The organism is Pontibacter actiniarum (assembly GCF_003585765.1).
Taxonomy (GTDB): domain Bacteria; phylum Bacteroidota; class Bacteroidia; order Cytophagales; family Hymenobacteraceae; genus Pontibacter; species Pontibacter actiniarum.
This window is the reverse complement of the sequence record NZ_CP021235.1, coordinates 1,719,434-1,740,821: the sequence shown is the minus strand read 5'-3', so window position 1 is coordinate 1,740,821 and position 21,388 is coordinate 1,719,434. Positions and strand designations below refer to the sequence as shown.

Annotated in this window: 16 protein-coding genes; 11 read left to right on the top strand and 5 right to left on the bottom strand. The window is 54.7% G+C overall.

Annotation, left to right across the window (positions count from 1 at the left end; all coding sequences use genetic code 11):
- Positions 1-146: 146 nt before the first annotated feature.
- The gene (locus CA264_RS07545; protein ID WP_025605996.1) at positions 147-1,457 is read left to right on the top strand and encodes a type IX secretion system plug protein; all 1,311 of its coding nucleotides are present in this window, start codon (positions 147-149) and stop codon (positions 1,455-1,457) included.
- 57 nt (positions 1,458-1,514) lie between these two features.
- A complete protein-coding gene (locus CA264_RS07540) occupies positions 1,515-2,000 on the top strand; it encodes a GNAT family N-acetyltransferase (protein WP_025605994.1) in 486 nt (161 codons plus the stop codon).
- Positions 2,001-2,342: 342 nt separating this feature from the next.
- Here the strand turns inward: CA264_RS07540 and CA264_RS07535 are convergent, their stop codons facing one another.
- The 3 genes from CA264_RS07535 to CA264_RS07525 form a co-directional block, all read right to left on the bottom strand.
- Positions 2,343-4,991: a T9SS type A sorting domain-containing protein gene (locus CA264_RS07535; protein WP_025605992.1), complete on the bottom strand. Its 2,649-nt coding sequence runs from the start codon at positions 4,989-4,991 to the stop codon at positions 2,343-2,345.
- A 191-nt stretch (positions 4,992-5,182) separates the two neighbouring features.
- Complete coding sequence (ychF, locus tag CA264_RS07530; RefSeq protein ID WP_025605991.1) at positions 5,183-6,280, bottom strand: redox-regulated ATPase YchF; 1,098 nt, start codon at positions 6,278-6,280, stop codon at positions 5,183-5,185.
- 179 nt (positions 6,281-6,459) lie between these two features.
- Positions 6,460-6,789 carry a DUF3276 family protein gene (locus CA264_RS07525; RefSeq protein ID WP_025605990.1) on the bottom strand — a complete coding sequence of 110 codons (330 nt, stop codon included), beginning with the start codon at positions 6,787-6,789 and terminating at the stop codon, positions 6,460-6,462.
- A gap of 133 nt (positions 6,790-6,922) precedes the next feature.
- On the opposite strand from CA264_RS07525, the gene CA264_RS07520 reads away from it, so the two are divergent.
- Together CA264_RS07520 and CA264_RS07515 are read left to right on the top strand one after the other, a co-directional pair.
- Positions 6,923-7,336 carry a septal ring lytic transglycosylase RlpA family protein gene (locus CA264_RS07520; protein ID WP_036775757.1) on the top strand — a complete coding sequence of 138 codons (414 nt, stop codon included), beginning with the start codon at positions 6,923-6,925 and terminating at the stop codon, positions 7,334-7,336.
- Positions 7,337-7,339: 3 nt separating this feature from the next.
- Positions 7,340-8,251 carry a DUF58 domain-containing protein gene (locus tag CA264_RS07515; protein WP_025605986.1) on the top strand — a complete coding sequence of 304 codons (912 nt, stop codon included), beginning with the start codon at positions 7,340-7,342 and terminating at the stop codon, positions 8,249-8,251.
- 20 nt (positions 8,252-8,271) lie between these two features.
- Here the strand turns inward: CA264_RS07515 and CA264_RS07510 are convergent, their stop codons facing one another.
- Positions 8,272-9,861: a hypothetical protein gene (locus CA264_RS07510; protein ID WP_025605985.1), complete on the bottom strand. Its 1,590-nt coding sequence runs from the start codon at positions 9,859-9,861 to the stop codon at positions 8,272-8,274.
- A gap of 56 nt (positions 9,862-9,917) precedes the next feature.
- Positions 9,918-11,564 (bottom strand): glucose-6-phosphate isomerase, encoded by a 1,647-nt coding sequence (gene pgi / locus CA264_RS07505; protein ID WP_025605983.1) that lies wholly within the window; start codon positions 11,562-11,564, stop codon positions 9,918-9,920.
- Between the two features lie 241 nt (positions 11,565-11,805).
- On the opposite strand from pgi, the gene CA264_RS21815 reads away from it, so the two are divergent.
- From CA264_RS21815 to CA264_RS07475, 7 genes are all read left to right on the top strand, one after another.
- Positions 11,806-11,964, top strand: coding sequence for a hypothetical protein (locus CA264_RS21815; RefSeq protein WP_157593660.1), 159 nt, complete (start codon positions 11,806-11,808; stop codon positions 11,962-11,964).
- Between the two features lie 56 nt (positions 11,965-12,020).
- Entirely contained in the window at positions 12,021-12,206 is a 186-nt protein-coding gene (locus CA264_RS07500; RefSeq protein ID WP_025605981.1) for a hypothetical protein, read from the top strand.
- 44 nt (positions 12,207-12,250) lie between these two features.
- On the top strand, positions 12,251-14,968 hold the full coding sequence (locus tag CA264_RS07495) for a cation-translocating P-type ATPase (RefSeq protein ID WP_025605980.1): 2,718 nt from the start codon (positions 12,251-12,253) through the stop codon (positions 14,966-14,968).
- Between the two features lie 445 nt (positions 14,969-15,413).
- Positions 15,414-16,190 carry a beta-phosphoglucomutase family hydrolase gene (locus CA264_RS07490; protein ID WP_025605978.1) on the top strand — a complete coding sequence of 259 codons (777 nt, stop codon included), beginning with the start codon at positions 15,414-15,416 and terminating at the stop codon, positions 16,188-16,190.
- 195 nt (positions 16,191-16,385) lie between these two features.
- Positions 16,386-17,966, top strand: a complete 1,581-nt coding sequence (gene otsB, locus CA264_RS22185; RefSeq protein WP_025605976.1) for a trehalose-phosphatase — start codon at positions 16,386-16,388, stop codon at positions 17,964-17,966.
- 4 nt (positions 17,967-17,970) lie between these two features.
- The gene (locus tag CA264_RS07480) at positions 17,971-20,373 is read left to right on the top strand and encodes a glycoside hydrolase family 65 protein (protein ID WP_025605974.1); all 2,403 of its coding nucleotides are present in this window, start codon (positions 17,971-17,973) and stop codon (positions 20,371-20,373) included.
- Positions 20,374-20,400: 27 nt separating this feature from the next.
- Positions 20,401-21,354, top strand: coding sequence for a 1-phosphofructokinase family hexose kinase (locus tag CA264_RS07475; protein WP_025605972.1), 954 nt, complete (start codon positions 20,401-20,403; stop codon positions 21,352-21,354).
- Positions 21,355-21,388: the final 34 nt, after the last annotated feature.

Below are 21,388 nucleotides of genomic sequence, written 5' to 3'. Positions count from 1 at the left end.
CTCTTTTGCACGTGTTGTAGCAGGGTAGGAGTTCCCGCGAAGCAAGAGGTCTGGCTACAGTTTTTAAGGCAGGCATGTACTTTTTAGCTATATTCGTTCAGACAACGATGTGGCGGTGCCCAAGCCCTGCCCCTGAACAATACAAGATGCTAAGAAAAACTACCTATACTTACCTGCTGGCTGCATTGCTGGCCACAGGCACTGTCGCCTGTGTGCCTGTGGAGCAGCAGGTGCAGAGCAGCAGTGCCCAAGTACAGCTGCGTTACGAAGACTACGTGTACGACGAGAGTGTGCAGTCGGTGCAGGCCTATGTGGCCACTGGCTTTGAGGAGGAGGTGCTGGAAGCGCCGGTGGTGCCGCTCAGCCAGACAGAGCCGGTTATACTGGAGTTCGACCGCCTGAACGCTGCCCCGCTGCGCCTGGTGGCGAAGCTCGTGCACTGCGATGCCAACTGGAGGCCTTCCACCCTGAGCGACACCCAGTTCCTCTATGACTTTAATGAATTCTTTATCACCGTTGCACAAAACTCGGTGAACACGCGCGTGCCCTACGTGCATTACAGGTTCAGGGTGCCCCGTGTAAAGATAAGCGGAAACTACTTGTTGGTGGTGCAGGAGGAGGGTGGCAAACCGCTGCTCTCGCAGCGCATGATGGTGTACCAGGAGCTGGTAACGGTGGCAAGCAAACTGGGCGCGCCCTTGGGGCCGCAGGGTCGTGAAACACGGCAACCGGTAGAGTTTAATATTTTCTATGCCGACTATGAGCTGGTAAACCCGGCGGCCGAGGTCAAGGCGGTTATGCGCCAGAACTTCCGCTGGGATAATGCCAAGTACATCACGCGCCCTACTTATATACATGATGCCCAGCGCCGCCTGGAGTATGTGTTCTTCGAGCCGAAAGACCTCTTTAAAGGGTACAGCGAGTTCCGCGCTTTTGACACGCGCAGCCTGAACTTTAATGGCATTGGCGTGCAAAGTATAAACCTGCAGGAGAGCCCGGTGGAGGTAAACCTGAACCTTGATATCAACCGCAGTGGGCTGGCTTACAGCCAGGACCCGGACATCAACGGCAAGCGTATCTTCGGCAACAGGCAGTACGGCAACGGCGACGTGAACGGCGACTACACCTGGGTAGACTTTGAGCTAAAAGTGTCGGAGAAGGTGCCCGGCGATGTGTACCTGCAGGGGGAGCTTACAAACTGGCGGCAGATAGAGGAGGCCAAATTGGTTTATGACATCGAGCGCGATGTATACTCCGGCCGCATGCTGCTGAAGCAAGGCTACTATAACTACTATTATACTTTAAAATCAGCAGCTCCCGTGCCCGACGATAGCTACTTTGAGGGCAGCCATTTTGAAACGGACAACATTTACGACATCCTTGTTTACTATCGCCCACCCGGGTCCCGCGCCGACCTCTTGATTGGCTACGACAGGATTTTCTTTAATAGGAAATAAGGGTAGAGCAGGCAACTGTTCCCGTTGATGAACTGATACACCTAAACTTGCTTGCAAATGAATGAAGAAGTAGTAATCAGAGCATACCGGGAGAGTGATAAACCGGCCGTGCTTGATTTGCTGAGGCGCAACACGCCCCGCTATTTTGCCCCTGAAGAAGAAGCGGATTTGCGCCACTACCTTGCCCACGAAATCGAGCACTACTACGTTGTGTCGTACAACGGTGCCGTAGTTGGGTGCGGCGGCTTTAACTTCTCTAAGGATAAGTCTGTGGGGATTATAAGCTGGGATATTCTACACCCGGACTACCAGGGCAAGGGCCTCGGGAGCAAACTGCTGAACTTTAGAGTTGCCAGGCTCCGAGAACTAGCCCACATCCAGGCAATTTCTGTCCGTACATCGCAGCTGGTGTACCGGTTCTACGAAAAGCTCGGCTTCAAACTTTTAGAAGTGGTGAAGGACTACTGGGCTCCCGGCTACGATATGTACCGGATGGAATATGCTGCTGGGTCCCAAACTGACGCAGATGGAGGTAAAGTATAGCCTGTAGAAATAGCCCTGCCTTCGGGAGAACGCGTGGCTGTGCCTTCCTAACGCATTTGCAGAAGTTAAAGGCACTAGCGGAGATGTATAGAGCAACGGTGCCTCCGGGCGTTTTGTCAGAAAGCTGAAGGAGAAAAGAATGCTTACCACGCCGAGGAGAAGCGATACCATGATCATAAGTATACTGCCGACAGATAGCGAGGATGGGGCAGAAAGCCGGTTCGGTAAAAGGCAGCTTCTGCTTCAGGCATGCTGCCTAGCGAAGGCCTAGCTAGTATTACTTCGTTATAAGTGAAAAGCCCCGGCACCTGATTAAGATGCCGGGGCTTTTTCTATGCTGATTTACCTGATTATTATTTTCCGGGCAAACGTCTTGTTGGCCTTAACCGCTTTCAGGAAGTATAAACCGGGAGGCAACGCAGATACATCAATTTGGTGAACAGTACCACTGCGCACGTGCAACTGCTGTACCTGCTGGCCTTTCGCGTTCAGGAGCTGATAGGCTGTTTGAGGCTGATGCGCAGCAGGCCAGGCAACATGGATGGCATCCTCTGCAGGGTTAGGGTACACCTTCATCTCCTCAGCCTCTAGCGCATCACCTACAGCCAGAACAGACTCCGGAGCAGGAAGCCTTGTGACCAAGGTGTTGAACGCTACGTTTGTCTCTATGGCAGGATTATAGTCGAAGTATATAAAGGCCTGGTTGTTTAGGAGTGTGCTATCGGCAAGGTCACTTTTTGGCTTAATGCTGTAGAGGATGTAGCCATGGCTGCCCGGCTCATCGACCTTATCATCTGGCAGCTGAATGTTATCAAAATGGAAACTTAGCTGGTTGCCTTTTACCACGGTATACATGTCGTGGCTACTGCCGATCACTTTGAAAGTGCTTATGTCAAACTCCGGCTGCAGCTCGTTCTTGACTACAATATTAAACGCTTTGTCGGTGCCCATGTTCTGGAAGCGGATGAGGTACTCCAGTGGCCGGTTCTTGAGGGTCAGGTGCTTTTCTCCCAAGCCTGCCGGGTTCGCCTGGATATCATTCGGGTCATAGGAGCAGGTCAGGATTTGCTGTAGCGTAGTTGTGTCGGTGTGCGTGCTGGAGTTGACGTCTGAGCTAAACCGCGTGTACAGGCTTGATGTCAATGTATCGCCCATGTGTTCTACACCGGGCATGGTGAAGTTAATGATGATTCTGCCTTTTTGGCCAATTGGCAGATGCTTGATTTGCCAGATTAATGTATCGCCGCTAACCTCCGTAGGGGCAGGGGAGGCCGATTCGTAACTAAACGTTGCCTCTGGCTTTAGTTTGATGGTGCCCGTTGTACTTGTAAAGCCAGTGTTGCTGTAGTGCAAGGTGTACGAGGTTGGAAAGCCGCAGCGGGAAAACTCGGACATGAGGGAAGCATCTACCTTAGTGGTAGGTTGTGTAGGGGTAAAGCCAAAAGAGTACACCTTCGTGTCGTCCGCTGGTAGGCTGACGGTATACTTTTGCTCTCCGTTCACCGGAACCCAGCCTGACGCAGGGCTAGCAACCAATGTGTAACTGCCATCCTCCAGAGTAATTGTACTGCTGCCCTCCGAAGGAAGAACGGTTAACGCATCACCAGCTAACTTATACTTCACATTTGTAAGTAGTGGCTCATCTGCATCCTTTATTTGGTTGCCGTTGGAGTCTACATAGCTTTGTAGTTGAAAGGTACTGGCGCTGTCTGAGAACTTATACAGGCGCAGCGTTTTTTGGCTAGCAGTTAAGCGGGCGGTAAAATACAGCTCATCCTCATGCTCATAGAAAAGGGGGTACATCATACCGTCCTGACCTGGAATAACATCCTGCAGTAAAGTAGCCGATTGACCATCGTATTGCCACAGTTCCGGCCCATGCGTCTCATCTTTTCTGAAGAAGTATAGCTTGCCCCTATGGGCTATGACATTCTGGTCCTGATTATCGTAAGAGGGTGGTGCCACTTTATCAGCAATCAATTTGGTGCCAGCGGGAGTACCGTCTGTTTCGTAAAGTTTTACAAGCGCGGTATCGACCTGTTCATCCCACTCATCCCTCACCGTAAAAACTAACTTGTTTTTGTAGTCTCCCACAAACGTGACGCTTGAAACATCAGATAGGAGCGGTAAGAGACCATTTTCAGTACTTTTTACTATACTTTGAGTGCTGTTGTCGTAGCCGTAGAACGCCCCTTGCTTTAAGTAGTTAGAGCCGTCGGAAGTGCTAAAGTAAGGGAAGGTTCCGAGGTCTGTTACCCCATCCGAAACTTTATAGACATGGCTAGTCCGGTTTTTATAATCTGCGCCCTGGTAATAAAAGTTGATGAGATACAAGTCTTCCCCATTAGCGAAAAAGCTGGATAACAGGCTGCCACTCCCAACTTCTTCCGAAAGGTTCGTTACGAGTTTTGTACGCTCATAGCTGCCATCGCTTGCGTAAAGGGCCACCGTGTTATCAGCGGTACGATGAACAAAGTATAGCAAATTCTCTTTTTCAAAGTAAGCCAGGTGCACGTCTGCGGTACCTCTTGTGATAAAAGCCTTCTGAGGGGTAAACGTGCGGCTATCCACCGATATAATCTTAGTACCTTCTCCATTCAAATCTCTGTACAGCAAATAGGTATAGTCTTTCCCGGTCACGATTTGCTCGCTTTGGAGTAAGGCCTGAAGTGGTCGTGATGCTTTCATATCAGCAATATGGAGTACATCGTTCGCCCCGTTGCTGAAAAGCACGGAAGAACCTACCGCCCCGAGCGTCTTCCCTTTCTGGATAAACTGCCCGGGAGGTTTGTCCACGATATGGTTTGCGCGTGTGGCGAAGTTGAACGCCTCGAAATAAGCACCCTGGTTAAGGTAAAAGTTGCCTTCTGCAAACACACTGGCCTCAGAGAACTCTGCCTGCTCAAATGTTTGCAGGAGCAAGGCCTTCTGGGCAGAAGCCTGGTATGAAAAGAGCATGACCAGGAGTAGGAGGGTAAAGGTTTGCTTCATATTGTCGCTGCGTTTTTGTGTAAGAATAGGTAAAGGCAAAGTAGAGCATCCTTGCGTGCTTTGTTACTTCGCGTTTTCATACAGTAGCCTGCTGTACAGTTTTTTGAGCGAACAAATATAGCATAAAATAAAAGAGACCAGCTTTCAGGCTGGTCTCTTTTTGTACAATTTATACTTTCTCTAATGTAGTGCTACACGTTAAAGCGGAAGTGCATGATATCGCCGTCCTGCACCACGTATTCTTTGCCTTCCACGGCCATTTTACCGGCTTCCTTAATCTTGGCTTCAGACTTATACTCCTGGTAGTCCTTCAGCTTGATTACCTCTGCACGGATAAAGCCTTTCTCGAAGTCAGTGTGGATGACGCCTGCCGCCTGCGGAGCTTTCCAGCCTTTCTCAATCGTCCAGGCGCGTACTTCTTTCACACCGGCGGTAAAGTAGGTGATCAGATTCAGCAGGTCATAAGAGGCACGGATCAGCTTGTTCAGGCCAGACTCTTTCAAACCATATTCCGATAAGAACATCTCTTTTTCCTCCGGATCGGTCAGCTCTGCAATCTGTGCTTCGATAGAGGCGGAGATCAGCACCACCAGTGCGTTCTCATCCTTCACATGCTCACGCAGTGCCTCTGAGTACTGGTTGCCCTCCAGCATGGAGTTCTCGTCCACGTTTGCGGCATAAATCACCGGCTTGGCCGTCAGCAGCTTCAGGTCTTCCACCGCCTCCAGGTCGTCTTCTGTCACATCCAGACTGCGGGCGTTGAGGCCGGCCTCCAGGTGTGCTTTATACTTCTCCAGGCTCGCCAGCTCTTTTTTCGCTTTGGCATCCCCGGACTTGGCGGAACGCACCACTTTCAGAATCTTCTTGTCGATAGACTCCAGGTCCTTCAGCTGCAGCTCCGTATCAATGATCTCCTTGTCTGCGATAGGGTTTACCTTGCCGTCCACGTGCACGATGTTTTCATCTTCGAAGCAGCGCACCACGTGAATGATGGCATCAACCTCGCGGATGTTTGCCAGGAACTTGTTGCCCAGGCCTTCGCCTTTGCTTGCGCCCTTCACCAGGCCGGCAATGTCCACAAACTCGATTACCGTTGGCAGCACGCGCTCCGGGTGCACCAGCTCCTCCAGGATCTGCAGGCGCTCATCCGGCACCGTAATCACGCCCACGTTCGGCTCGATGGTGCAGAAAGGATAGTTGGCAGACTCTGCCTTGGCGTTAGAAATAGCGTTGAACAGGGTAGACTTGCCAACATTTGGCAGTCCCACAATACCGCATCGTAGTCCCATTTATACTTTAGTTGTTTATTTCAGGCCGCAAAGATACAACATTTTAAGCAGCTTCGCGCGCCCGGCCGCACGAAATAGTGGCACGGGGCAGGCAAGGTGTGTTGGCAGGTGCTAAATGCACAAAGCCCACAGCGGGGCTATGGGCTTCAGGTAATATCTATAGGAAAAGCGGGAGAGGGTTATTCCCACTTAAGTTCTTCGTCAAAAGAGCCTTCTTTTTCGCTAACCGGGGCTTCCAGTGCGGCAAGTGCCTCTTCTGTCAAGAGTTCTGATTTAACGTGATCGATTGTTTCCTGTAGCGCTTCCATAAATTTCACGAAGTCCTCTTTGTACAGGAAAATTTTGTGTTTCTCGTATGAGAAGCTGTCTTCCTTGAACTTACGCTTACTCTCCGTGATGGTCACGTAGAAGTCGTTAGAACGAGTTGACTTCACATCAAAGAAATACGTTCTCTTCCCGGCTCTCACTCGTTGGGAATAAATTTCTGCTTTTTCGTTGTTCTCTTCCACCGTTATTAGACGTTAAATTCAACCTTGTGAACCTAAAAGTAACATATACATCTGATATATAAAAATTTTCGAATTTAAAATTTAGATAAAAACTTTACACTTATATTTGTTGCCGGACCAACTATATAATACTATGAATATATGTTCAATAGTATTGATTCTAATCCTTTCGCTCTTTAACGGCCCGGCCAACTACGCTGCAAACGGCAAGGCATCCTTTTACGCCGACCGTATGCACGGCCACCGCACCGCCAGCGGCGAGCGATACGATAAGACCCAGCTGACGGCAGCCCACGCCACACTTCCTTTCCATACCAGGGTGCTGGTGACGAACTTAAAGAACGGCAAGTCAGTGGTTGTCAAGATCAATGACCGCATGGCGCGCAGCCGCCACCATGTGATAGATCTCTCGAAGGCCGCCGCCCAGGAACTGGCGATGGTGCGCGACGGAACCGTAGCCGTGCGCCTGGAAGAGGTAACAGAGGAGCCCGCACAACAAGATGCGCCCGCGGCCGTTTCAGGAGCAGACGCCAACGCTAAGCTGTAGGAAATGAAAAAGCCCCTTACCCTTGCCGATGTACAGAAGTTTGAGAACATGGAGTTTCTGGCCAGGCAGTTGGTGGAGGGCTTTATCACGGGCTTGCACCAGTCTCCGTACCACGGCTTCTCGGTAGAGTTTTCCGAGCACCGCCTCTACAACAGCGGCGAGAGCACCCGCCACATCGACTGGAAGGTGTTTGCCCGCACAGACAAGCTTTTTGTGAAGCGCTACGAGGAGGAGACCAACCTGCGCTGCCATATTCTTCTGGATGTGTCGCCGTCTATGTACTACCCGGTGGAAAGCAACGGCAAACTGGCTTTTTCCTGCCTCTCTGCCGCCGCCCTGGCAACGCTGCTGCGCAGGCAGCGCGATGCGGTGGGCCTGGTTACCTTCTCGGACCGCGTGGAGCAGCAGACTCCGGTGCGGTCCACAGCCTCGCACCTGCACACGCTGCTGCTGCTGCTGCAACAGCAACTGGGCCAGCAGCCAACCGCCAAAGACACCCGCGTGGCAGAAGTGGTGCACCAGATTGCGCAGCAGATTCCAAAGCGCTCGCTCGTTGTTATCTTCAGCGATATGCTAAGCCAGGCGGATGACCTGGAAGAGGTGTTTGCCGCGCTGCAGCACCTGAAGCACCAGAACCACGAGGTACTGCTCTTTCATGTGATGGACCGCCAAACAGAGGAGGAGTTTGCCTTTGCCGAACGCCCGTACGTTTTTGTGGACATGGAGACGGGGCAGGAGCTGAAACTGCAGCCTTCGCAGGTGCGTGCGCATTACCGCACTGCCGTAGAAAACTACAAGAAAGAGCTCGCCCTCAAGTGTGGCCAGTACAAGATCGATTTCGTGCCTGTGGATATCAGCGAGCCCTTTGATAAGGTGCTCTACTCATACCTTGTAAAGCGCTCCAAGGGCAGGTAGTTTTGCGATGGGCCGCCTGGTCAGTTTCCCTCCCTGTCGTAGGCGTGCACGCGTACGTCATCGGTTGTCCTGTCTCTTGCCTCCGAACCGAACGTAAACTCGTTGCCACGCTCCGTGTCGTATACTTGCGTATACTTCTTCCAGCCGCTGACGGAGGAGCTGTCTACAACTTTATCCTCTCCCAAGCCACCGTAAATCGTTACGGGTATACTTTTGGCTACGTCTCCAGATACAGTAAACTGGTCCTCGCCGGCCAGCCCGCGAAGGATGATCTGCTCTGTTTCGCGGCGGTAAAAAGTGCGGCGGTAGAGTTGTTTGCCCGGACTTGTTTCCGTGGATGGCCGCAGCACCGTTACCTCCACGCGCTCATTATCCAGCCGCTTTACCACAAACTGCTCTTCCTGGTCTGAGCCGGGCACTGTGACTTCCTTTGCCAGGATGCGGTACATTTCCGCTGCGGCCTCAGGCAGTTTGCTTCTGCGGCTTTTCAGGTTATGGATTATTTCCTCTCCAGCCAGGGCGTAAATTGGCGGCGGCAACCGTTGCACGGCCTGCTCAATCACGTCATCGGTGAGCTGTTGCTGCATGTGCCGGGCTATGTTTTGCCATTCCTGCCGGCTAAGCTCGTTCAGAAAGCGCTCGTCTACAAAGGTGGCGTTCACCATGTAGGCCTTCACATCACTGAAGTCGTCGTCAAAGCTGTGGAGTTTGCGGGCGAGCAGTTTGCTTGTAGCGATGGAGGGGATGAAGCCGTCTTGAATTTCGATAAAGACCTGGTCGCGGTCTTTCGGGATCGGCGTGTAATACGTATCGGCTCCCTTTTTGGACACGGCCCAGTCCCACTGCCCTTTGTGGCGGTCCCAGTCGCCGAGGAGCAGGTCCAGCAGGCGCGCGCGGGCAAAGCCACGCTGGTTTATGTGGTAGGTGTTGTAGTTGAAGCGGTGGCGTATGGCATCGTCAGAATCCTCGAAATCTGTAACGCCGTTGAACTCGGGCGTAAGGTCAGCAGGCTCTTCATACTTCTCCTCAAGCATAAAAACCTTGCCCTGTACGGCCGGGGCGTGCTTTCCGAAGGAGGTGTCGTTGGCTGGGATGTAATACAGCTGCGGGTGGGAGTGGTATACACCAACGGCCTCGGCGAGCGGCGGCACGACTAAGGCACCGAAAGGGTTGGCAGCCGAGGTTTGGTCGCGGAGCACATTGGCCACAAAGGTTGATCGCCAGAACTTGCTGACAACATCCACGGGGTCTTTATCCAGGGAGCGGAGGGCGTAGAAGCGACCGGTGCTGTCCTGCAGGTCAAAGCTGGTAGTCTGAAACCCGCCGCCTTTCTCCACTACCTTTAGCCCTCCGTAGAGGGAGTCTTTTTTGAACACCGGCAGCTTTACCGGCTCCGCCCAGAGGTTACGGTTGTGGTGACCCCAGAAGAAACGATGAAAGCCGCTGCGGTCGTAGTGGCGCCCTGCTGTTACCCAGGCGCTGTCCGGACCGGCAGCGGCTCTCTCCGTTAGCTCACTTGTGGGAAGCTGTGCGTCATGCTGAAAAAAGTCTTCATCTGCACAGCTGCTTAAGCCCAGGCTGCACATCAACACCAGCACCACACGCCTCATAAGCTATCTTCTTAAGGGGGGCGTTCTACAGCTGTAAAACGCCCCGCCGATTGTTTTTACTTGTTGTTACGGTAAAACACCATCAAACCGCTGGTAGAGCTGTCGTGGTTGGAAGTTTTGCCTTGCAGCAACTCACCCTCTATGGTGCCCGCAAGCTGTTTGCCAAGCTCTACACCCCATTGGTCGAAGCTGTAGATGTTCCAGATCACGCCCTGCACAAACGTTTTGTGCTCGTACATGGCCACGAGGCTACCCAGCTCAAACGGCGTTAGCTGCTGCATCATAATTGAAGTGGTTGGTTTGTTGCCTTCGAACACCTTATGCGGCAGCAGGCTCTCCAGTTCGTCACCGGCCATGCCTTTTTGCTCCAGCTCCTGGCGCACCTCATCAGCTGTTTTGCCTTTCATGAGAGCCTCGGTTTGGGCAAAGAAGTTAGACAGCAGCAGGGCGTGGTGGTCGCCGATCTGGTTCTGGCTTACCGCCGGGGCAATAAAGTCGCAGGGGATCAGAATCGTGCCCTGGTGGATGAGCTGAAAGAAGGAGTGCTGGCTGTTGGTGCCCGCCGCTCCCCACACCACCGGTTGTGTCTGGTAGTTTACGCGGTGGCCGTTGCGGTCGGTACTTTTGCCGTTGCTCTCCATCAGCAGCTGCTGCAGGTACTCAGGCAGCAGGCGCAGATATTGGTCGTAGGGCAGGATGGCGTGTGTCTGGCAGCCAAAGAAATTCGTGTACCAGATGCTCAGCAGGGCCATCAGCACCGGAATGTTCTCCTGCATCGGTGCCTGGCGGAAGTGCTTGTCCATCGACTCGGCACCTTTCAACAGTTCTTCGAACCTGTCGTAGCCCAGCGCGCAGGCAACGGAGAGGCCAATAGCGGACCACAGCGAAAAACGGCCACCAACCCAGTCCCAGAAGCGGAAAGCGTTTTCCTCGGCAATACCGAATTTCTTTACCGCCTCAATGTTGGTAGAGAGCGCCACAAAGTGCTTTTTAATGTGCTCGCGGTCCACTGCCTTATGCAGGAACCAGCCACGCGCGGTTTCGGCGTTGGTGATGGTTTCTTTGGTGGTGAATGTTTTGGAGGCGATGATAAACAGCGTGGTCTCCGGGTCCAGTTTGCGCAGTACCTCGGCAGCGTCCGTGCCGTCCACGTTGGAAATAAAGTATACTTCCAGGTCAGGCTTCTGGTACTTCTTCAGGGCTTCCACCACCATCTTCGGGCCAAGGTCCGAACCGCCGATCCCGATGTTCACCACGCTTTGGATGCGCTTGCCGGTGTAGCCGGTCCACGCGCCGCTGTGCAGTTTGTTGCAGAACTCCTTCATCTGCTGCTGTACCTCGCGCACCTCCTGCAGTGCGTTTTCTCCATCCACGTTCAGGTCGCTGTCGGAGAAGTTGCGCAGCGCCGTGTGCAGTACCGCCCGGTTCTCTGTCGCATTGATGCGCGCGCCCGAAAACATGCTTTCGATGGCGGCGGGCACATCCATCTGCTCGGCCAACTGCGTCAGCAGGCGCAGCGTTTCTTCCGTGATGCGGTTTTTGGAGAGGTCGTATAGCGTATCGTTCAGCTTATAGGTAAACTTCTGGAAGCGCTGCGGGTCTTGCGCAAACAGGTCGCGCAGGTGTTGCGGCTGCACTTCCTGGTAGTGCTTCTCCAGTTTTTTCCAGGCTTCCGTTTGGGTTGGCGATGAATTCTTCAGCATAATATTATCTTGTTGATGAGCTTGGCGCCCGGCCTCAACTACTCTAATTTGCTTGTTGAGGTTGCGGCGCGCGGGTTTATAAGTATAAGCAGCAGCCTCTGTGCTGTGAATTCAAATTTAGGAAATCTCTCTTAAAGTATAGGTAAAGCCGAATACATCAGACTATGGCAGCTTTACAGGCCGCTCGCTGTACTTTGCCACCGCCCAATATCTTATCGGGGCTTCCTGCGTAGGTAATGAGTTGAATATAACGTATCAACGTGCCGCCCATGCCATTCGGGCAGCGGTGCAACGGATTCCGAAGCTGCCACAAAACCAGCCTGTTTTATACCTGGATGTGGCGTACGGCACGGTGGGGTTTTATACCCTGCGCTTTTGCCAAGTATACTACAAGGAATAGGAGCAGCAGGAACAGCAAGCAGAAAACAAACAGAGACTATTCGTAACTTACCTATCATGGAAAACAACAAGAAAGAACAACCACAGCACCCCGGTAAAAAGAAAAGTAACGAGGAGGAGGCCGGGCAGAAGCGCTCAGCGCCCGAGCAAACGGGTTATATAACAGGCGGTGAAAACCGCGCCACGCGGCCTGAGCAGGGGCCTGATGTGCCGCCGCAGGAGCGTACCGAAGGCATTCCGTAAGCCACACTGCTCACATACCACCCAGAACACCTAGCTCGCTATCTATGGCCATAGAACAGAAGTTTCCATACCACAGCATTGCCGCCGAGGAGGCGCTGGAAAAGCTTAGAACAAAGCCGGAAGGGCTGACGGAGGAGGAGGCGCAGCGGAGGCTGCAGGAGTACGGTCCAAACGAACTGACCGGTAAAGAAGGTATTAACCCGGTGCTGCTCTTCCTGAAGCAGTTTAAGGACTTTCTTATACTTGTGCTCGTGTTGGCAGCAGGGGTAGCCTGGTATGCCGATCAGATGGTGGATGTGTATGTGATCCTGGGCGTGATCCTGTTTAACGCGGTGCTTGGCTTTTTGCAGGAGTACCGGGCCGAAAGGGCCATACAGGCGCTCAAGAAAATGCTGAAGCAGGAGGCCAAGGTTCTCCGGAACGGGCAGGTCAAGACGGTGGAGGCACAGGAACTGGTGCCCGGCGACATCATTCAATTGGAGGAGGGAGACAGCGTTCCGGCCGATGCGCGGCTGCTGCGGGGCAAGAACCTGCAGACAGTGGAGGCGTCCCTCACCGGCGAATCCCTCCCGATCGAAAAGAAGCCGGAGCCGCTGGAGGAAAAAACCAACCTCGGCGACAAGACCAACATGCTCTGGAAGGGTACGCACGTGGCGCGCGGCACGGCCACGGCAGTAGTGGCAGCCACAGGCGGCAACACCGAGCTTGGCAAAATTTCCAAATCACTGGGTGAGATCCAAACGACAAGCACCAACTTCCGGAAGAAGACGGAGCGGCTGGGGAAGCAGATGGCAGTGATCGCCGTCATCACCTCTGTGATCGTGTTTGTGCTGGGGTATTTTGTGCGTGACTACGCTTTTGAAGAAGTGCTGCTTGTGACGGTGGCCACGCTGGTGTCTTCCATTCCGGAGGGTTTGCCGGCGGTTATCTCCATTGTGCTGGCCATCGGGGCAAAGCGCATGGCCAGCCAGAATGCCATTATCCGCGAGTTTACCGCTACCGAAATGCTGGGTTCCGTCTCGGTTATACTTACCGACAAAACCGGCACCCTGACCAAAAGCATCCTGACGGTGCGCAACGTCTTTTTGGGCGACGGGTCGGAGCTGGAGGTGTCCGGAACGGGTTACGCAGTGGAAGGTGACCTGACGCAAGACCAAAGAAGTATAGCCCTTGCCGATAACCCGGTGCTGCGTAAGCTCCTGCTCATCGCCAACGTGTGCAACAACGCCAACCTCGGCGAGGTGAAAGCGAAGGAGGAAGGGGCGGAGCCAGAGGTGTCCGGCGACCCAACGGAGGTGGCCCTGCTGGTGCTGTCGAAGAAGGCGCTGGCAAAGGAGAAGGACCTGCTGCCCAACGTACAGGTGGTGGATGACCTGCCGTTTAACGCGGATCAGAAGTACAGGGCTACGCTGGTGGAGCAGGACCGGCGGCGCGAGGTTTACGTGGTGGGCGCCCCCGAGAAAGTGCTGAAGCTCAGCAATCGCATTCTCACAAAAGAGGGGCCGCAGGAGCTTTCCCAGGAGCTGCGGGAGCGGGTGCAGGCCAAGAACGACGAATGGGCAGACGCAGCCATGCGGGTGCTGGCGCTGGCCTACCGCGAGGCGGAGAGCAGCACCGATACCGTTGGCACCGACGCGGTACACGATCTGGTGTGGGTCGGGATTACCGGCATTGTAGACCCTCCGCGCCAAGGGGTGCTGGAGGCGATACAGGATTGCAAGTCGGCGGGCATACGTGTGATGATGGTGACCGGCGACCACAAGAAAACAGGTGCCGCCATCGCCCGGGAGGTAGGTATCCTTGACGGTTCTCCGAAAGGAAACGAGCCGCAGGCACTACAGGAGGATGAGCTGGATGTGAGTGAGCAGGAGTTTGAGCGGATGGTGAACGGTGTGTCCGTATTTACGCGCGTGAGCCCAAATACCAAGCTGCGCATTGCCGAGCACCTCCAAAACAAGGGGCACCTGATTGCCATGACCGGCGACGGTGTAAACGATGCGCCTGCCCTCAAGCGTGCCGACGTAGGGATCGCTATGGGGATCCGCGGAACCGATGTCGCCAAAGACGCCTCGCAGATCGTGCTCTCTGACGATAACTTTGCCACGATTGTACGGGCGGTGCGCGAGGGGCGCATCGTGTTTCAGAATGTGCGGCAGACCAGCTTCTTCCTGCTCACCACCAACTTTGCCGCTGTGGCAGTATTTATCGTGGCGATTGCCATTGGGTGGCCGTTTCCGCTTACCGCGACGCAGATCCTGTGGGTGAACCTGGTCACGGACGGGGTGATGGAGCTGGGGCTGGCCACCGAGCGCGGGCATGGTGACATAATGCGGCACAAGCCCGTGCCGCGCGATGCCAATATCCTCGACCGCAGCGTAGTGCCGTATATTTTACTGATGAGTATCGTGATGCTGGGGCTGGCTCTCAGTGTGTTTGCCTACTACTTGCCGCAGGGAGAGCAGCTGGCCCGTACGGCCGTCTTCATTGTGGTCGCCATGACGCAGGTATTCAATACCTTTAACATGCGGTCCTTGGAGTACTCCGTTTTTCAGATCGGCCTGTTCAGCAACAAATATGTAAACCTGGCGTTTTTAGCATCCCTGGTCTTGCAGCTCGGGGTCATTTACACGCCTCTGCTGAGCGGCGTCTTCCGTTTCGAGGAGCTGCCTTTGCCGGATCTGCTGATCTTGATCGTACTTTCCAGTTCGGTGGTGTGGGTGGCAGAAATCTATAAATGGCTTATCCACAGGCGCCGCACGTAAGCTTGATCGGCTGCGGCTGCTCTGCTTTGCTGCCTGAGCGGCACAGCAAGGCCCTGCAATGCTTTGCCTGCTTGGTAAACGAAGGGCAGCCTAGCCGTTATTTATGTAGCACAACATGCTGATTTTACATTGGCATATGCCTATATTTGGACTATGGAAAAGCTCCTGCGCACCAGGTAAGGTAACCGGGGCAGCCTGCTGGGCAATGCGGTAGGGTCGGGGTAACTATTCTGCACAAAACCTGTATAGCAACATTTTGTAAAGGTAAGGGCGATAGGCGGCGCCTCGTGTTGCGTATAAAAAGAAAGACTGTGCCCATAAGCGAGCTGTTTTGCAGCTGCTTTAAGATGGTTCAACCAAAGCCGCTAGCCAACAAGTAATGCCGAATGGCCCGTACCTGGCTGGCCCGAGTGTTTGAAATCCGTTAACATAAAAATATCCTGTAATGAGTGATCTGAATAAGCTTATAAAAGAAAGAAACATCAAAGCCCTTATCCTGGATATGGATGGTGTTGTGACGAATACAGCAGGTCTGCATGCAGAGGCCTGGAAAAAACTCTGCGACTCTTTTCTAAGACAACGCAGAGAGGAGGGAGGCGATGAGTATAAGCCATTCGATCTGAAGGAGGATTACCGCACCTATGTGCATGATGTGCCCCGCCTGGATGCCATGCGCAACTTCATGGAGTCACGCGGTGTTTTTCTTCCCGAAGGAGAGCCGGATGACGATGCAGACAAAAACACCATCGTTGGGCTGGGAGAGCGCAAAGACCTGTACTTCCACGAACTGCTGAAGCAGGACGGGGTAGTGGTGTTTGATAAGGCTGTGCAGTGGATTAAAGAGCAGAAGCAGGCAGGCATGAAGGTGGCCATTGTTTCTGCCAGTCGAAACTGCCTTACCATCCTGCGCCGCGCAGGGCTGGAAAAACTGTTTGAGGCACGCGTAGACAAAGTGGTGGCCGCAGAGCTGAAGCTGAATAACAAGCCGGCTCCGGATGTTTACCTGGAGGCCGCCCGCCGCCTGGGTGCTGCCCCACAGGAAGCAGCCGTTTTCGAAGACTCTGAGGCTGGCATCGAAGGTGCCAAGGCCGGTGGTTTTGGCTTAGTGGTTGGTGTAGACCACAGCTATAAGAAAGAGGTGTTTGAAATGAGAGGCGCCGACATCGTTATCAAAGGATTCTCCAGCGAGGTAAAAGCCAAGAGCGAATCTACCCTTAGCTAAGCTTTTCCTGCTTTAGATATACAGACAGAGCCCCTTTTTCCGAAGGGGCTCTGTCTGTTTTAGGCCGCCTGCCGCGGCGGGCGCACTGGTTTCTGGCGGTGCAGAAGAGCAAAGTAGCGCACCACGGAAAACCTATGAGGGAGAAGTAGAGTAATATTTTCTGAGCGACTCAAGAAAAATAAAGCAACCTGCCGTATGCCGCAGCACGACCTCTTCCGGCTAATCAAACAAAAAGAAATAAGAGCCCTGATCTTCGACCTCGACGGTGTGGTGACCCAGACGGCCAGGGTGCATGCGCAGGCCTGGAAACGCATGTTCGATGATTACCTGCAAAAGCGGGGACAGTTGGAGGGCAACGTATATGAGCCGCTACGCCTGGAGACCGATTACCGCCGCTACATAGACGGTATCCCGCGTTACGACGGCGTCCGGAATTTTCTGCGTTCCCGCGGTATCGCTTTACCAGAAGGAAAAGTGATAGATGCCCCCGGCACCGATACCGTGGCAGGCCTGGGCAACCTTAAAAACACGTACTTTCAGGAGCTGGTGCGGGAAGGAGGTGTAGACGTGTATGCGGATACAGTGGCTTTCCTGCAGGAGGCGCGAGAGCAGGGGCTGCATACCGCCATCATATCGGCCAGCAGGAACTGCCAGCCCATACTTGCCGCTGCGGGTTTGGAGCACCTTTTCGAAACACGGGTCGACGGAATCGTGTCGGCGGAGCTGGGGCTAAAAGGAAAGCCTGCCCCCGATGTTTTTCTGGAAGCTGCCAGGCGCCTGCAGGTGCCGCCCCGGCAGGCAGCCGTTTTTGAGGATGCCCTGGCCGGAGTGGAGGCAGGCAAGGCAGGCGGCTTTGCCCTGGTTGTGGGCGTAGACCGCACAAACGAAGCAAAAGAACTGAAACAGCGCGGCGCCGACCTGGTGCTGCAGTATTTCCCAACCCATACATCAACTATGACCAACACATCTGCCACAAAAGTACAGAAACAGGAAGGCAAATCACTGCCCTCGGCACGCCACAAGGAGCAGGAGCTGCTGCAGGGTAAAACCCCGGCCGTGTTCCTGGACTACGACGGCTGCCTAAGCCCTATTGTAAAAGACCCGAACAAAGCCATACTTAGCGATGCCATGCGCGAAACGCTGCAACGGCTGGCTGCTGCGTGCCCCGTGGCGGTGGTTAGCGGGCGCGACCGCGCCAATGTAGAGCAGCTGGTGCAGCTAGAAAACGTATACTATGCCGGTTCCCACGGGTTCGACATCTCGGGGCCAAACAACATGCACACAGAGCCCGGTGGAGCCAAAGCCGCCGTGCCAGCCCTGGATGCGGCACAGCAGGAGCTGGATGAGTGGCTGAAAAGCGTGGAGGGAGTGCTGGTGGAGCGGAAGCGCTATGCTATTGCCGTGCATTACCGCAACGTGCCGGAGCAGCAGGTGGCCAAGGTGCTGCAGACGGTGCAGGAGGTGCTTTCCCGGCATCCGGAACTCAAGCCCGGCCCCGGCAAAAAGGTGATGGAGCTGAAACCGAGCCTCGACTGGCACAAAGGGAAGGCGGTGCACTGGCTGCTGGAGGAACTCAACCTGAACAAGCCAAATATTATCCCGCTCTATATCGGCGACGACCTGACGGACGAGGATGCCTTCGCGGCGCTGCAGGGGCAGGGAATCGGTATTCTGGTAGGGGAGCACGATGAGCAGACGGCAGCCACCTACCGGCTGGAGGATGTGGAGGAGGTACAGGCTTTTCTGGAGTCGCTGACACAACACCTGAAAAAATAAGCGTATGCCGGACTGGAGAGTAGTTTACGATACATGGAAGCCGGAGCAGCAAGCCCTGCGGGAGGCGCTCTGTACCCTTGGCAACGGTTACCTTGCCACGCGCGGTGCTTTTGAAGAGGCGAGTGCCGATGAAGACGTGAACTACCCCGGCACTTACCTGGCGGGCGGGTATAACCGCCTCAAAACAGAAGTAGCAGGAAAGCTGATCGAGAACGAAGACCTGGTGAACTGGCCCAACTGGCTGCCGCTTACATTCCGGCACCCGGGCGAGGGCTGGTTTCAAATGGAGGAGGTTGAGGTAATCAGTTACCGGCAGGAGCTGGACATGCAGCAGGGGGTACTGAGCAGGCAGGTGCGCTTCCGGGACAGTAAAAAAAGGGAAAGCACGCTTCATATCAGGCGGCTGGTAAGTATGGCCAACAAACATGTGGCTGCTATTGAGTGGGAGCTTACGCCGCTTAACTGGTCTGGCGAGATAGAGGTCTTGTCTGCGCTGGATGGGCGGGTGAAGAACAGCGGAGTGGCGCGCTACCGTGCCCTAAACAGTCAGCACCTGCGCCCGCTCACACAAGGGCAGCATAACGAAGAAACTGTTTACCTGGAGGTAGAAACGGTGCAGTCGCGGCTGTTGATGGCGCAAGCGGCCAGAACGCGGGTGTACACGGCCTCTTCTCCCGATGCCGTGCAGCGCAGCCTGAAGGAAGAACCGGGTTACGTGGCGCAGCGGATACAGGTCACATGCCGGCAAGGGTTGCCAATCCGCGTAGAGAAAGTCGTGCAGGTGCATACTTCCCGCGACCAGGCCATTACAGAGCCCCTGCAGGAAGCCTGCAAGAACATAGACCGCCAGGGCAGCTTCTCGCACCTCCTGGAAAAGCATGAGAATGCCTGGCGCCGCCTCTGGAACCGGTGCGATTTAGTGCTGGCCTGCAACATCCAGGCGCAGTCCGTCCTGCGGCTGCACATTTTCCACTTGCTGCAGACGGTGTCGGCCAATACCGTGGGCATGGACGTAGGCGTACCGGCTCGTGGCCTGCACGGAGAAGCCTACCGTGGGCACATTTTCTGGGATGAGCTTTTTATTTTCCCTTTTCTCAACCTGCGCCTGCCAGAGCTGACGCGGGAGCTGCTTTTCTACCGGTTCCGCCGTTTGCCCGAGGCACGCTACGCCGCCTCGCAGGCCGGCTACCGCGGGGCCATGTTTCCGTGGCAGAGCGGCAGCAACGGCCGTGAGGAAAGCCAGGTCATTCACCTTAACCCGGAGTCCGGGCGTTGGCTGCCGGATAATACACACCTGCAGCGCCATATCAGCGCCGCGATCGCCTACAATGTGTGGCAGTACTTTCAGGCCAACGAGGACATGGCTTTCTTGACCTTTGTGGGGGGCGAGCTGATTTTCGATGTAGCGCTGTTCTGGTCCACTATTGCGGTGTACAATAAGGACCGCGGGCGCTACGAGATCCGAAACGTAGTGGGGCCCGATGAGTACCACACCGAATACCCCGACTCTGACCAGCCGGGGCTGAACAACAACGCCTACACCAATGTGATGGCTGTCTGGGTCATTCAGGCGGCACTGAAGCTGATGAATATTCTGGATGGCTCACGCGTGGAGGAGCTGTTCCAGAAGCTAGGCATTAACGAGCAGGATGTAGAGCGCTGGCACGACATCTCGGTGAAAATGTATGTTCCGTTTATCAACGACACGCACATCATTGCCCAGTTCGAGGGATATGAGCAGCTGCAGGAGTTTCCGTGGGAAACGTACAAGGCAAAGTATGGCGAGTCAATGCGCCTGGACCGCATCCTGGAAAGCGAGGGAGACAACGTGAACAAGTACCAGGCCAGCAAACAGGCTGATGTGCTCATGCTGTTTTACCTGTTCTCTTCCGAAGAGCTGCTCCAGATATTCAGCACCCTTAACTACGACTTTAGCCCGGAAAGCATCCCTGCCAATATTGAATACTATGAACAACGCACCTCGCATGGCTCCACGCTGAGTAAAATTGTTCACTCCTGGGTGTTGGCGCGCTCTGACCGGAAGCGTGCCTGGAACAACTTTAAAGTGGCGCTGATGAGCGATGTGGAGGATGTGCAGGGCGGCACTACCCCCGAGGGAATCCACCTTGGCGCGATGGCAGGCACCGTGGATTTGGTGCAGCGCGGTTTTACCGGGCTCGAAATCAGGGACAATGTGCTCTGGCTGAACCCGGTGCTGCCGGAGGAGATTGGTTGCCTGAACTTTGAGGTTCGCTACCGCAGCCATTGGATCGCACTGGAAGTAACCCAGGACAAAATGCGCATCACCTTCGACAGGGGCTGGTCCGAACAGATGCGCATCGGCGTGTGCGGCAAGGTATACACTTTCCAGACAGGCGAGCAGCGGGAGTTTGACCTCACGCGGTAATGTTTCATACTTAGCAGAACGATCTTTATGAGCGATGTAATCACCATCACCATCAACCCTGCTTTAGATAAGAGCACCTGCGTAGCGCAGGTGCTGCCGGAGAAAAAGCTGCGTTGCGATGAGCCGCAGTACGAACCGGGAGGCGGCGGTATAAACGTGTCGCGGGCCCTGAAAAAGCTGGGCGGCTCATCGTGTGCCTGGGTGCTGGTTGGCGGGCCGTCTGGAGAGCGTTTGTGCACGCTTCTGCAGGAGGAGCAGGTAAATTACTGGCCGGTGCACACCAAGAACTGGACACGCGAAAACCTGATGGTGATGGAGGAGAACTCCGGGAACCAGTACCGCTTTGGCATGCCCGGGCCTGTTACTTTCGAAGAGGAGTGGCGGCAATGCCTCACAAAGCTGGCGCAGATGCCAGCGCACAAATTGCCGAAGTACGTCGTGGCCAGTGGCAGCCTTACGCCCGGCGTGCCGGATGATTTTTACTCTCAGCTGGCGGCTATTGCCAACGAGAGAGGGTTCCGCTTGCTGGTGGATACCTCCGGCGAGGCGCTGCTAAAGGCGGCAGGAGAGGGGGTGTACTTACTCAAACCAAACCTGGGGGAGCTTGCGGCGCTTGCCGGGAAGGAGAAGATATCCGCGATGGAGCAGGAGGAGATTGCCAGGCAGGTGCTGCAGGCCGGAAAATGCCAGGTGCTCGTCGTTTCTTTGGGGCCGCGCGGTGCCATGCTAGCCTCAAAAGAGAGCGGTATCAGCTATGTAGTGCCGCCTACGGTTCCGCAGCAAAGCGCCGTGGGGGCCGGAGACAGTATGGTGGCAGGAATGGTGCTGAGCCTGATGAAAGGCTGTAGCCTGGAAGAAGTGGTGCGCTATGGCGTTGCCGCCGGTACAGCCGCCACCATGACCCCCGGCTCGGAACTCTGCCGCCTGGAGGACACGGAGCAGATATACCAGTGGCTGCAGGAGCACAAGGTACAGGTATAAAAAAGGCGGGGTTGTTTGCCCCGCCTTTTCAAAG

Excerpts from the sequence above, each read along its gene's own strand:
- CA264_RS07500 (WP_025605981.1), top strand. The coding sequence starts at position 12,021 with ATGGAAAACAACAAGAAAGAACAACCACAGCACCCCGGTAAAAAGAAA.
- CA264_RS07545 (WP_025605996.1), top strand. The coding sequence starts at position 147 with ATGCTAAGAAAAACTACCTATACTTACCTGCTGGCTGCATTGCTGGCC.
- CA264_RS07490 (WP_025605978.1), top strand. The coding sequence starts at position 15,414 with ATGAGTGATCTGAATAAGCTTATAAAAGAAAGAAACATCAAAGCCCTT.
- CA264_RS07535 (WP_025605992.1), bottom strand. The coding sequence starts at position 4,991 with ATGAAGCAAACCTTTACCCTCCTACTCCTGGTCATGCTCTTTTCATAC.
- ychF (WP_025605991.1), bottom strand. The coding sequence starts at position 6,280 with ATGGGACTACGATGCGGTATTGTGGGACTGCCAAATGTTGGCAAGTCT.
- CA264_RS07495 (WP_025605980.1), top strand. The coding sequence starts at position 12,251 with ATGGCCATAGAACAGAAGTTTCCATACCACAGCATTGCCGCCGAGGAG.
- CA264_RS07510 (WP_025605985.1), bottom strand. The coding sequence starts at position 9,861 with ATGAGGCGTGTGGTGCTGGTGTTGATGTGCAGCCTGGGCTTAAGCAGC.
- otsB (WP_025605976.1), top strand. The coding sequence starts at position 16,386 with ATGCCGCAGCACGACCTCTTCCGGCTAATCAAACAAAAAGAAATAAGA.
- CA264_RS07520 (WP_036775757.1), top strand. The coding sequence starts at position 6,923 with ATGAATATATGTTCAATAGTATTGATTCTAATCCTTTCGCTCTTTAAC.
- CA264_RS07515 (WP_025605986.1), top strand. The coding sequence starts at position 7,340 with ATGAAAAAGCCCCTTACCCTTGCCGATGTACAGAAGTTTGAGAACATG.
- CA264_RS07475 (WP_025605972.1), top strand. The coding sequence starts at position 20,401 with ATGAGCGATGTAATCACCATCACCATCAACCCTGCTTTAGATAAGAGC.
- CA264_RS07540 (WP_025605994.1), top strand. The coding sequence starts at position 1,515 with ATGAATGAAGAAGTAGTAATCAGAGCATACCGGGAGAGTGATAAACCG.
- CA264_RS07480 (WP_025605974.1), top strand. The coding sequence starts at position 17,971 with ATGCCGGACTGGAGAGTAGTTTACGATACATGGAAGCCGGAGCAGCAA.
- pgi (WP_025605983.1), bottom strand. The coding sequence starts at position 11,564 with ATGCTGAAGAATTCATCGCCAACCCAAACGGAAGCCTGGAAAAAACTG.